11 protein-coding genes are annotated in these 10,949 nt (G+C 65.4%); 8 read left to right on the forward strand and 3 right to left on the reverse strand.

The annotated features are described in order from the left end of the window. Complete coding sequence (gene panB, locus CS1BSM3_RS17965) at window positions 1-891, reverse strand: 3-methyl-2-oxobutanoate hydroxymethyltransferase (RefSeq protein ID WP_072389210.1); 891 nt, start codon at window positions 889-891, stop codon at window positions 1-3. A gap of 112 nt (window positions 892-1,003) precedes the next feature. On the opposite strand from panB, the gene CS1BSM3_RS17970 reads away from it, so the two are divergent. The 6 genes from CS1BSM3_RS17970 to CS1BSM3_RS17995 all read left to right on the forward strand — a co-directional run bounded on the left by CS1BSM3_RS17970 (window position 1,004) and on the right by CS1BSM3_RS17995 (window position 7,110). Next, a complete protein-coding gene (locus CS1BSM3_RS17970) occupies window positions 1,004-1,372 on the forward strand; it encodes a hypothetical protein (RefSeq protein WP_072389212.1) in 369 nt (122 codons plus the stop codon). 141 nt (window positions 1,373-1,513) lie between these two features. Continuing rightward, window positions 1,514-2,851: an ATP-binding protein gene (locus CS1BSM3_RS17975; RefSeq protein ID WP_083528692.1), complete on the forward strand. Its 1,338-nt coding sequence runs from the start codon at window positions 1,514-1,516 to the stop codon at window positions 2,849-2,851. Window positions 2,852-2,987: 136 nt separating this feature from the next. Further along, window positions 2,988-3,707: a phosphate signaling complex protein PhoU gene (phoU, locus tag CS1BSM3_RS17980; RefSeq protein ID WP_072389214.1), complete on the forward strand. Its 720-nt coding sequence runs from the start codon at window positions 2,988-2,990 to the stop codon at window positions 3,705-3,707. Window positions 3,708-3,882: 175 nt separating this feature from the next. Beyond that, window positions 3,883-4,569, forward strand: coding sequence for a phosphate regulon transcriptional regulator PhoB (gene phoB, locus CS1BSM3_RS17985; protein ID WP_072389216.1), 687 nt, complete (start codon window positions 3,883-3,885; stop codon window positions 4,567-4,569). Window positions 4,570-4,848: 279 nt separating this feature from the next. Further along, entirely contained in the window at window positions 4,849-6,018 is a 1,170-nt protein-coding gene (dapE, locus tag CS1BSM3_RS17990) for a succinyl-diaminopimelate desuccinylase (protein WP_143149394.1), read from the forward strand. A gap of 204 nt (window positions 6,019-6,222) precedes the next feature. After that, complete coding sequence (locus tag CS1BSM3_RS17995) at window positions 6,223-7,110, forward strand: cell envelope integrity EipB family protein (protein ID WP_083528693.1); 888 nt, start codon at window positions 6,223-6,225, stop codon at window positions 7,108-7,110. Between the two features lie 22 nt (window positions 7,111-7,132). Here the strand turns inward: CS1BSM3_RS17995 and CS1BSM3_RS18000 are convergent, their stop codons facing one another. Further along, window positions 7,133-8,191, reverse strand: coding sequence for a transporter substrate-binding domain-containing protein (locus tag CS1BSM3_RS18000; RefSeq protein WP_083528694.1), 1,059 nt, complete (start codon window positions 8,189-8,191; stop codon window positions 7,133-7,135). 310 nt (window positions 8,192-8,501) lie between these two features. Continuing rightward, the gene (mce, locus tag CS1BSM3_RS18005) at window positions 8,502-8,906 is read right to left on the reverse strand and encodes a methylmalonyl-CoA epimerase (protein ID WP_072389219.1); all 405 of its coding nucleotides are present in this window, start codon (window positions 8,904-8,906) and stop codon (window positions 8,502-8,504) included. A 135-nt stretch (window positions 8,907-9,041) separates the two neighbouring features. Between mce and CS1BSM3_RS18010 the strand changes: the two genes are divergently transcribed. Next, window positions 9,042-9,641: a class I SAM-dependent methyltransferase gene (locus CS1BSM3_RS18010; protein ID WP_072389221.1), complete on the forward strand. Its 600-nt coding sequence runs from the start codon at window positions 9,042-9,044 to the stop codon at window positions 9,639-9,641. 161 nt (window positions 9,642-9,802) lie between these two features. Next, on the forward strand, window positions 9,803-10,894 hold the full coding sequence (locus CS1BSM3_RS18015; protein WP_072389222.1) for a hypothetical protein: 1,092 nt from the start codon (window positions 9,803-9,805) through the stop codon (window positions 10,892-10,894). Window positions 10,895-10,949: the final 55 nt, after the last annotated feature.

The following is a 10,949-nucleotide window of genomic DNA, read 5'->3' on the forward strand; positions in this document are numbered from 1 at the left end:
CTAGATCTGCTTCCGCTTCTGCACCATCTTGGCGAACTTCTCGTACTCCTCCTCCTTGACGGTGTAGGAGTGATCGTCATCGGGGAAGGAACCTTCCTTCACCTCCTTGACGTACTGCTTGATGCCGTTGACGGCGACCTCGGTGAGGTTGGCGAAGCGCTTCGTGAACTTCGGCTTGAAGTCCGTGAAGACGCCGAGAAGGTCATGGCAGAGCAGGATCTGGCCGTCCGTGCCGACGCCAGCACCGATGCCGATGGTGGGAATCGTGAGCTGCTCGGAGATGAGCCGCGCGATCTTGGCCGGCACGGCCTCGAACTCGAGCATGAAGCAGCCCGCATCCTCGATCGCGAGCGCATCCTCGAGGATCTTCATGGCGGCATCGGCCGTGCGGCCTTGGATCTTGAAACCGCCGAAGGTGGCGATCGTGTGCGGCGTGAGGCCGATGTGCGAGGCCGTTGGGATGCCGGCATCGACGAGGGCCTTCAGAATGTGGGCTTGGCTCTTGCCGCCCTGCGGCTTCACCGCGTCGGTCAGCGCGTCCTGCATGAAGCGTGTCGCATTCACGAGCGCGCGATCGACGGTGTTGTAGCTCTGGTAGGGCATGCAGCCGAGCACGAACGTATTGGGCGCGCCGCGCCGGATGGCCTGCGCGTGCATGACCATCATGTCCATGGTCGCGGGGATCGTGCTCTTGTGGCCGTGCGCGATCATCGCGAGGCTGTCGCCGACGACGGCAACGTCGACGCCCGCCATCTCGGCCCATTGCGCGGCCGTGTAGTCCGGGACGGACATGTAGACCATCTTCTCGCCGGTCTTCTTGCTGTCGCGGATTTCGGTGATCGTTCGCTTCTCGCGCTTCTTTGCCGCCTCGGGTGCCGCTGCGTTGGCCATGGTCTCATTCCCTCCATGCTGATATATCTTCCGTATGGTAAGGTAGGGGCCGCACGTCGGGCAAGCAAAGGCTTGCCAGGCGGAGCATCGAGACAGCGAATGAGGTGAAGGGATGGCGCTCATGCAATGGGGTGCGCTGGTGGCGTTCGCGCTGCTGGTCATGAGCGCATCACTCTATGGTTTGACCGCAAGCGGGCACTTTCCGAGCGAGCATCGCGCGGAGGCGCTGAGGTCGCCCGCCGGTGCTGCGATCCTGTGGGGCACCATGGCCGTCGCGCTGGCAACGGCGATTGTCGGGCTCGTCCTTGCCTGGCTGATGCTGCCTTGGACGTGGGCCGTGATCGTCGGAGGCGGCGTCCTGCTCATGGCGCCGCTCATCCTTCAGCTCTTTCCGGATAGCTTCGTCGATGGACGGGCGGGGCTTCTGGTGTTCGCGGGCCTTGGGGCGGCTCTGTCGCTCGCCGTGCTGCTTTTTCGCTAGTGTGGTGTTTCCGAAGTCCGTCACCCATTCGCGGTAGGTGTCGGAGGCGGACTTTGATCTGAACCACACTAGGGCTGTCGGATCAGCCGAGGAACGTCTAAAAGACCGCGCAGGAAAACGCACGACACGGAGGAGCGGCGCGTGCAGCTTCTCGGCATGGACCAGCAATCTTTCGGCGATGCTCTGCGGCTTGGGCTCAGAACGGCAGCCCGGCGCGTGCGGCAGCGCGCATCACTACTGCTCGCCGTCACCATTGGCGGCGGCGCCGTCGCGTTGATGGGCGGTCTTTCGCCGTGGATGATCGTCCTCGGTGCTGCGCTGGCTCTGGTGCTGGCGGCGCTCGTCTCTCTCGAGGGAGAAGACGCGGGGGCGGCCGAGCGCGCCTCATCGCGGGCGCAGCGAAGTGCCGCCGCTGAAATGGCCGGGCGCTGGCGCGCGGCTCTGGATGCCGTTCCCGATCCCGTGATCGTGCTCAATCATGGCGGCGCGATCGTGCACATTAATCCCGCCGCACGCGAGATCTATGCGCTCCTGCGGCCCGGTGGACAGCCCTCCCTCCTGAGCCGCGACCCCATATTTCTCCAGGCCATCGACGAGGTGCTCGACGACGGCCGCCAGCAATCAGTGGAAATCCAGGAGCGCATTCCGTTCGACCGGCGCGTTCGGATCACGCTCACGGCCGTGCCCGAGACCTCGGCGGACGAGGACGGACCTCGCGTCGTCATTGCGCTGCGCGACCTCACCGACCAGGACCGGCTTGGGCGCATGCGCGCGGATTTCGTCGCCAATGCGAGCCATGAGCTGCGCACGCCGCTCGCTTCGCTCGTTGGCTTCATCGAGACCCTGCAGGGGCGCGCCAGCGACGATCCGGTAGCAAGGGCGCGCTTTCTCGGCATCATGGGCCAGCAGGCCGCGCGCATGTCGAGGCTCGTCGATGACCTTCTCTCGCTGAGCCGGGTCGAAATGCGCGAGCACGTGCCGCCGCGCACGGCCATCGATCTCAACGATACGGTTGCCGCTGCCGTCCAGGCCCTCGAGCCCGTCGCGCGCGCCGCGGGTGCGACACTGAAGTTCTCCCCTTGCGACGGGCCAGCGGTGGTTCTCGGGGAAACCGACGAGATCGTGCAGGTGGTGCAGAACCTCGTGCAGAACGGGTTGAAATATGGCGCGCCGGGTAGCCCCGTCGCGGTGACCGTTCGCCGGGAGGCGCGCGGACCGACCAGCCGCATTGCCGTCGCCGTGCGCGACGAAGGGCCTGGAATACCGCCCGAGCACCTGCCGCGACTCACGGAGCGCTTCTATCGCGTCAATCCCAAGTCGAGCCGGGAAAAGGGCGGCACGGGCCTCGGGCTCGCCATCGTCAAGCATATCATCAACCGCCACCGCGGCGAATTCCGAATCGAATCGGAGCTGGGAAAAGGCTCGACTTTCACGTTCGTCATCGATGAGCAGGCGCGTCGTCCGAGCGCTGCTCTGTGATGACGGTATTGTTATTTAATTATAACGCCTTATTCTGTCACAAAGTTGTAGGCTGAGGGCGCTAGATTGCAGCGCAAATCGAGGGGGCGGGCCGTTTCGGCGCGCGTGAACTCTCGGACATTTTCGGAGCATCAGGATGACGCGCCAGCACACGGTCAAGGCCTTTGAGCAGGAGCTGCATCTGCTCGATAAGCGCATCACCCAGATGGGTGGCCTCGCCGAGCAGCAGCTCGGCCGCGCCTTCGAGGCGCTGGAGCGTCGCGATCCCAAGCTCGCGGCCGAGGTGGTCGCCGGCGATGCCCTCATCGATCAGCTCGAGCGCGACCTGCAGGAGCAGTCGATCGTCATGATCGCCAAGCGCCAGCCGCTGGCCGACGACCTGCGTCACATCATGACCGTGCTCAAGATCGCCGGCGACCTCGAGCGCATCGGTGACCTCGCCAAGAACATGGCCAAGCGGGCGCTCGCGATCTCGGGTGAGAACCACCCGAAGCCCTTGATGACCGGTCTCAAGAACATGACCGAGCTCGCGCTTCGCCAGCTCAAGGACGTGCTCGATGCCTACAGCGAGCGCCAGGCCGACAAGGCGCTCGCCGTCTGGCGCGCCGACGAGCAGATCGACGCGATGTACAATTCGCTCTTCCGCGAGCTGCTGACCTACATGATGGAAGACCCGCGCAACATCGGGCTCTGCACCCATCTTCTGTTCGGCGCCAAGAACATCGAGCGCATCGGCGACCACACGACGAACATCGCCGAGAACGTGCATTTCCTCGTCCATGGGCAGCCCGTGATGGATGTGCGCCCGAAGAGCGACGAGACCAGTTCAACGCTGATCACGGCCGAGGAGCCCTGATCGGTGCAACGGATGCGTGGTGCACGCCGAGGGCCTCACTGCCGAGGCCGAAGGCAACCAGCCCACGCTGTAAGAAGCGGAGCGTAACGTGCGCGTTGCGACACTGAGAACGGCACGGGGACAGGCGATCCGTAGCGACGGAGCGCCGGGCGAGGCCAGGGAGGGCCGGGCTCGGATGAGCATCAGGATCCTGGTGGTCGAGGACGATCCGGCGATCGTCGAGCTCATCACCTACAACCTCGAAGCCGAGGGCTTCGAGGTCGTCGTCGCCGAGACCGGCGAGGAGGCTCAGCTCCTCATCAACGAAGAGAATTTCGACCTCGTCCTGCTCGACTGGATGCTGCCGGGCGTGTCCGGGATCGAGCTTTGCCGGCGCATGCGCCAGCGCCAGGAGACGACGGCCGTCCCCATCATCATGCTGACCGCGCGCGGCGAGGAAGGCGATCGCGTGCGCGGGCTCGCCACGGGCGCCGACGACTACATCGTCAAACCCTTCTCGATCGCGGAGCTCATTGCCCGCGTCAAAGCCATGCTGCGCCGCGCCGCGCCCGAGCGCGTCTCCGATGTGATCACGGTTGGAGATGTCTCGCTCGACCGCCTCGCCCATCGCGTGCGCCGCGCGCAGCGCGAGGTCCGCCTCGGGCCTACCGAGTACCGCCTTCTCGAGTTCATGATGGAGCGGGCCGGACGCGTTCTGAGCCGCGAGCAGATCCTCGACGGGGTCTGGGGCCGCCAGGCCGAGCTCGACGAGCGTACGGTGGATGTTCATATCGGACGGCTGCGCAAGGCCCTGATCCGCGGCAAAGAGAGCGAGATCATCCGCACGGTCCGCGGCGCCGGCTACGTCATCGAGGCGGCCTGAGCCAGGCAGTCTCAGCAGACTTCTCTCCGGTCCCTTCGGATGCGAGTGCCCCGATTCCGAAGTTCGCCTGAGCTTGGCGCTGGTGTCGCGAGCGAACTTCGGAATCATAAGGGGCACTAGAATTACAGTCTTGCTCGTGTGATTCAGATCGGGATATTCGCTTAGTACGGTGCAGCAACCACCGGCGAATATCCCGATCATCACACGAGTGCGTCGTGTGCGCCCCTAGGCGCATTTCCGCAGCAGCTCACATCTCCGACGACCGGATCTCCCATGACGATCGACTTCAAGGACCCCGTGGCGCTGGCCCAGGCGCTGATCCGCTGTCCGTCGGTGACGCCGGAGGAGGGTGGTGCACTCTCGCTCCTCGAAGAAGCTCTGAGGCCCGCGGGCTTCGGCTGCAAACGTCTCGTCATGCGTGAGGCGGGGACGCCGGATGTCGACAACCTCTATGCGCGGCTCGGTCGCAAGCAGCCGAACCTTTGCTTTGCCGGCCATACGGACGTCGTTCCGGTTGGCGATGCTGGAAAGTGGACGCACCCGCCGTTCGGCGCCGAAATCCACGACGGCATCCTCTACGGCCGCGGTGCCGTCGACATGAAGGGCGCGATTGCCGCTTTCGTCGCCGCGACTCTGAGGCTCGTCGAGCGCCATGGCGGGGAGCTTCCAGGGGCCATCAGCCTCCTCATCACGGGCGACGAGGAAGGCCCTTCGATCAATGGCACCATGAAGGTGCTCGATTGGATGCGCGACAACGGCGAGGTCATGGACGCCTGCATCGTCGGCGAGCCGTCGAACCCGAAGTCCCTCGGCGAGGAGATCAAGATCGGCCGGCGCGGCTCGCTCAATGCCGAGCTGATCGTTGCCGGCAAGCAGGGCCATGCCGCCTATCCCGCTCTTGCCGAGAACCCCGTGCCGAAGCTTGCGCGGCTGATCGACCGCCTCTCGTCGATGCCGCTCGACCAGGGCAACGCCGACTTCGAGCCCTCGAGCCTGCAGGTGACCGTGCTGAGCGTGCCGAATACGGCGACCAACGTCATCCCCAACGAGGCGCGGGCGAAGTTCAATATCCGCTACAACAATCTCTGGACGCGACCCAAGGCCGAGGCCTGGGTACGAGAGCAGTGCGCGGCGGCGGCCACCGAGGTCTCGGCGCGCTGGGAGGTGAGCTTTTCCGGCACAGGCGACGTATTCCTCACCAAGCCCGGACCGCTGGTCGAGACGATGAAAGGAGCGGTCGCCGAAGTCGTCGGCCGCACACCGGTCTTGACGACCAATGGCGGCACTTCCGATGCCCGCTTCATCCAGGCTTATTGCCCGGTCATCGAATTCGGGCTGACCAATGCGCTCGCGCACCACGTGGACGAAAGGGTTGCCGTCAGCGACCTCCAGGCGCTCACGCGGATTTATGAACGCTTCATCGAGCGCTATTTTACCGTGGGGGTGTGACGATCAGGCGCCCGGCCGCCATGATCCTGCCGCGAGCCGGTCGTCTCAATCCCGATTGACGGAGCAGGCTCATCGGGCAAAGCTCAATCCTCACGAAGTTTTGCATGTTCAAAGGACTATGTCGTGCAACAGAAGGGCGGGGCTGTATCGCTCGAGCCCGGTGGTGCTCGTCAAGGTTGGTCAGTGAGCGCGGAGACCGCGAGAATGGCTGAGGCCGTGAAATGGTGCCGAGTGCGCAGGCTGGCCCTCGCCTTGGGCACGGCGCTGCTTGCGCCGGGCCTGGTCGGAGCCGCCTCGGCGTCGCCTGCCGAAGTCGTGATGAGCCCCCACCGCGCTGTCTACGACATCACGCTGCTTCGCGCTCAGGGTGGCTCGGGCATCGCCGACATGTCCGGCCGGATGGTCTACGAGCTCACGGGCAATCCCTGCGTCGGCTACTCGCAGAACATGCGCTTCGTCACCAATGTCGTGAACCAGGAAGGCGTGACGAGCCTCACGGATCTGCGCACGACGAGCTGGGAGGATGCCGCCTCGCGCGCCTTCCGCTTCAACTCGAGCCAGTACAAGGACCGCAAGCTCACCGAGACCACCGTCGGCGACGCCTCGCGCACGGATGGCCCCGGCCGGCTCAAGGTCGCGTTGACGCGGCCGGCAAAGAAGCAGCTCGATCTGCAGCCGCAGGCCATGTTCCCGATCCAGCACTCGCGCGAGCTCGTCGTTCGCGCGCAGCGCGGCGAGCGGCTCTTCACGGCCGATCTCTATGACGGGTCGGAGAAGGGCGACAAAGTTTACACGACCGTTTCCTTCATCGGGAACAAGCGCGCGGCGGGAAATGTCGAGGGGCTCGAAGCGGTCGAGTCGGCAAAGCCGCTGCTGAGTGTGCCTTCGTGGCCCATCTCGATCAGCTACTATGAGCCCGAGACGCAGCGCCAGGATGCGCTCCCGACATACGAGCTCTCGTTCCTCTACTACGCCAACGGCGTCTCCCGCCGCCTGATGATCGACTACGGCTCCTTCGCCGTGCGCGGCGTGCTCAAGGAGATTGCCTTCCTCGATCCCGGTAAGTGCGAGGAAACCGCCAAGCCGCGGTGAGTTGATCTTCGAGCTAAATTGCTCAGCGCAGGTGCGGCGCAACCATGAGGCCGCCCTTGATCCACAGCTCGTTGGCGCGCCGCTCGAGCTTCAGCGCGGAACGCTGGCCGAGATTGCGCTCGAAGAACTCACCGTAGTTCCCGAGTGATTTCAGGATCTGGTAGACCCAGTCGCGCGGCAGGCCGAGCGGCTTGCCGATATCGCCCTCGACGCCGAGCAGGCGCCTGACGTCGAGTTGCGCGGAGGCCTTGAGGCTTTCGACCCGTGCCGAGCTGATGCCGAGCTGCTCGGCGGCGACGAGTGCGTGGATCGTCCAGCGCACGATGTCGAACCAGGCGGGATCGCCGCGCCGCACGGCCGGGCCGAGCATGGTGATGGCGAGCGCCTCGGGCAGAATATGATGCTCGGTAGGACCGGCCAGCCGTAGTCGGAGATCCGCCAGCGCCGCAGCATCGGCACTGAGTGCCTGGCAGCGGCCGCTCGTATAGGCCTGGACCATCTCCTCCCATTTCTCGACGACGACGGCTTCATGCTTGATGCCGTGTGTCTTGAAGAAGCTGGCGACGGCCTGGATGGTTTCCGGGTTGTTGGCGAGGCAGATGCTGGCGCCCGAGAGCTCACGCGCACTCGTGACGCCTTGCGCGCGCTTCACGAGCAGCCGCGTCGTGTCGTGATAGAGCACGCCGGGAAAGCGGATGCCGAGGCCAGTCTCGCGCGTCAGGCTCACGGCGGTACCAGTCGCGAGGATGTCGACCTCGCCGGAAAGGAGCGCGGTCGCAGCCACCGAGGGCGCGATCATCAGAGGTTTGGCGGCTTCCGGCTTGCCGAGCACGGCGGCTGCGAGCGCGCGGCAGAAGTCCACATCGAAGCCCGACCAATGGCCGCGCGAATCGACGGTCGAGAACCCCGGAGCCGTGCGCGTGAAGCCACAGATGATATGCCCACGCGAAACGATGCGTTCGAGAGTCGTCGGTTTGTCCTGCGCCTCCGTGCGGGGAGCGGCGAGGGTGCATAAGGCGAGAGCAAACAGAATGGAGGCCGACAGGTGCCGGCGTCCAAGAACAGCAAATTGTCTCATCATTCTGTGACGGCGACCCCTTTTCCGTCGGCGCGCCTGCAGACTGCGATTGCGGCTGCGGACGCGAGAGGAATGGAGCCTTCTCCAGTTGGGGTGAGCAGAAGATGAGCCCTGCTCGCCCAATGATCATGAGCACAACGGCCAAGCTTTTGCCCGTGTGATCTGCCAACAAGGTATCTCGTTGATCCCCGAGCCCCTGCAAAGCGTGCGTCGTGCGCGTAAGTTCTCGCGTGAGCTTGTGACGTGGTCAAGACTTGACCTCCGTCGGCTGATAACACGGCGGCGTGATAGTCCGTGCCCGGTCGCAAATACTTCAGGCCTGCTCGAGCTCGACGAGCGTGCCGCAGAAATCCTTGGGGTGCAGGAACAGGACCGGCTTGCCGTGGGCGCCGATCTTCGGTTCGCCATCACCGAGGACGCGGGCGCCGGCGGCCTTCAGGCGATCACGCGCCGCGATGATGTCATCGACCTCGTAGCAGATGTGGTGGATCCCACCATCGGCATTGCGCTCCAGGAACTTCGCGATCGGCGAGTTGGCGCCGAGCGGCTCGAGAAGCTCGATCTTGGTATTGGGCAGCACCACGAACACGGTCGAGACGCCATGCTCCGGCTGGGGTACCTTCTCCGAGACCTCGCCACCGAGCGTATCGCGATAGACGGCGACTGCTGCTGCCATGTCGCGGACGGCAATTGCCACGTGATTGAGGCGTCCAATCATAATCGTTCTCCGATGTTCTCTTTCCCTCTTCGGGGATCGGGCCGCAGGCGTCAAGGCGGCTTATCCGGCAGGCTTGGCGCAGCACCGGCCCGCTGGCACGATGCCGCTATTCATAAGGTGGCCGAGGATCTCGCAATGCGCTCGACTGATGGGTATGGCGAGAACGCAAAGAGGCTCGCCGCGCAGTATGAGAGCATTACGTTCGAGGATACCCACCGCTGCGTGCTGCACCTCTTTCCCGCCGCCACCAGCCGCATTCTCGACATCGGCGCGGGCTCGGGGCGCGATGCGGCAGCTCTCGCCGCGCTCGGCCACACCGTGATTGCCGTCGAGCCGACCGCCGAGCTGCGCGACGCGGGTCGGCGACTTCATACCGCCAGTGCCATCGCGTGGGTCGACGACATGCTGCCCGATCTCGATGTCGTGCGCGGTCGCAATGAGCGCTACGACGTTATCCTGCTGACGGCCGTTTGGATGCACCTCGATGCCGATGAGCGGCGGGTGGCGATGGCGCGGATCGCCGATCTTCTGGTCCCACGCGGCATCGTGATCATGTCGCTCCGGCATGGTCCCGTGCCGGCCGGTCGCCGCATGTTCGAGGTCTCTGCAACCGAGACGATCGCTCTGGCGGCCTCGGCCGGGCTGCGCTGCATTCACGAGAGCGCACGCGAGGACATGTTCGGGCGCGCAAACGTGAGCTGGACCATACTGGCGCTTCAGGGTGACAGCCGCTGAGTGGCTGTGTGCGACCGCGGGCACTGGCCGGACATCAGATACAAGATGCGGTAATATCGTGCGATTCGGTGCGTCTTCGTGTGCTGCGTAGGTTCCGGTTGCCGGTGGCGGATGGGTGCTTGATCGCCACGGACAGGTGATGCAGGTGGCACGATACGCGGATGAGCGAACGCCCAACCGATACGCAGCCGTCGCGCGCTGCGGCGGCACATGGCCGCGGGCGCGGTGAACGCGCGCAGTACGCTCGTGCTGGGACACATGCCCGCGCCGGCGGGCCTTCCGTTGCGCAGCGTGCCGCCAACTTTCGCCAGGGCGCACCATTTCTGGTCGAGCGCGCAACGCTCTATGATCCCGAGCCGCTCGAGCTGTTAGCGCCGACCCATGTCCCCGGAGCACCGCCGCCGCGCAGGCTCCTGCCTGTGGCCCTGACCCTGCTCGGTGTCGTCGTGGTGGTCGGTCTCGCCTCGGGCATTATGTTCGTGCGCAATGCCGATGTCGTTCGCCACGATGATGGTGACCGCCGACGCGAGGTCGTCTCCGATCGCGCCCGTCTACCGGAAGGCCCCGGGCAGACCCCGGGCGTGCAACCGAACGCCACTACACTCGCCTATGATCTGACCCGCCGGTCCAACGACGCCATCGTCGGGGCGTGGCGTCCGGGTGCGGAGGACAGCGCCAGCGAGCGGTCCGAAACTCCTGCGGCTCAATTAAAACGGCGCTCGCTGCCGCGCCGGATCAGCCAGCCGGCACGCGAGGTGCCGCCCGAAGCGGTTACGCGACCCGTCGCCGCGGTAACGCCACGCTATGACCCGCCGGAGCCGAAACGGCGTCTCTCGGACGCGGAGCAGGTGCACCGCGCCCAGGAACAGCCGATCGAGACGGCAGCCGTGCGCCCGAGCGGCCTCCCTCCGGCATCCGCCGGATCTGCGCCTGCCGACGAAGCAGAACGCCCGGGGGCGAGCGTCGTTGCGCGAGTCGGGCGGGCCAGCGAGCCGGTCGAGGCCGAGGGCCCGGCGGTCACAATTCCGCTCGAGAAGCTCGCATTGCCGCTGCGCCGGCCGGACCCCGCGATGCTCGAGGAAAGGCACGAGCGGCGCTCCGCCCGGGGACGCCGCTCTCGCGTTGTCCAACTGCAGCGGCAGCTTCGGCGCAAGCAGCGCCATGCTCTGAAGAATGATCCCGCCGAGATAAGGCGCGCGCGCGAAGCCTCCTTTGGCGATTGGTTCGTCGGTACGCAACGGCACCGGCCATAATATCCCTGCAATACGGCAGGTGCGCCAGTCCGTCACAGCCCTGGCCACAGTGCCC

This window comes from Hyphomicrobium sp. CS1BSMeth3 (assembly GCF_900117415.1).
Classification (GTDB): Bacteria; Pseudomonadota; Alphaproteobacteria; order Rhizobiales; family Hyphomicrobiaceae.

Bases quoted from the DNA above. Each gene is read 5' to 3' on its own strand.
- panB (WP_072389210.1), bottom strand. From the start codon at position 891: ATGGCCAACGCAGCGGCACCCGAGGCGGCAAAGAAGCGCGAGAAGCGA.
- CS1BSM3_RS17970 (WP_072389212.1), top strand. From the start codon at position 1,004: ATGGCGCTCATGCAATGGGGTGCGCTGGTGGCGTTCGCGCTGCTGGTC.
- phoU (WP_072389214.1), top strand. From the start codon at position 2,988: ATGACGCGCCAGCACACGGTCAAGGCCTTTGAGCAGGAGCTGCATCTG.
- phoB (WP_072389216.1), top strand. From the start codon at position 3,883: ATGAGCATCAGGATCCTGGTGGTCGAGGACGATCCGGCGATCGTCGAG.
- CS1BSM3_RS17995 (WP_083528693.1), top strand. From the start codon at position 6,223: ATGGCTGAGGCCGTGAAATGGTGCCGAGTGCGCAGGCTGGCCCTCGCC.
- CS1BSM3_RS18000 (WP_083528694.1), bottom strand. From the start codon at position 8,191: ATGATGAGACAATTTGCTGTTCTTGGACGCCGGCACCTGTCGGCCTCC.
- mce (WP_072389219.1), bottom strand. From the start codon at position 8,906: ATGATTGGACGCCTCAATCACGTGGCAATTGCCGTCCGCGACATGGCA.
- CS1BSM3_RS18010 (WP_072389221.1), top strand. From the start codon at position 9,042: ATGCGCTCGACTGATGGGTATGGCGAGAACGCAAAGAGGCTCGCCGCG.
- CS1BSM3_RS18015 (WP_072389222.1), top strand. From the start codon at position 9,803: ATGAGCGAACGCCCAACCGATACGCAGCCGTCGCGCGCTGCGGCGGCA.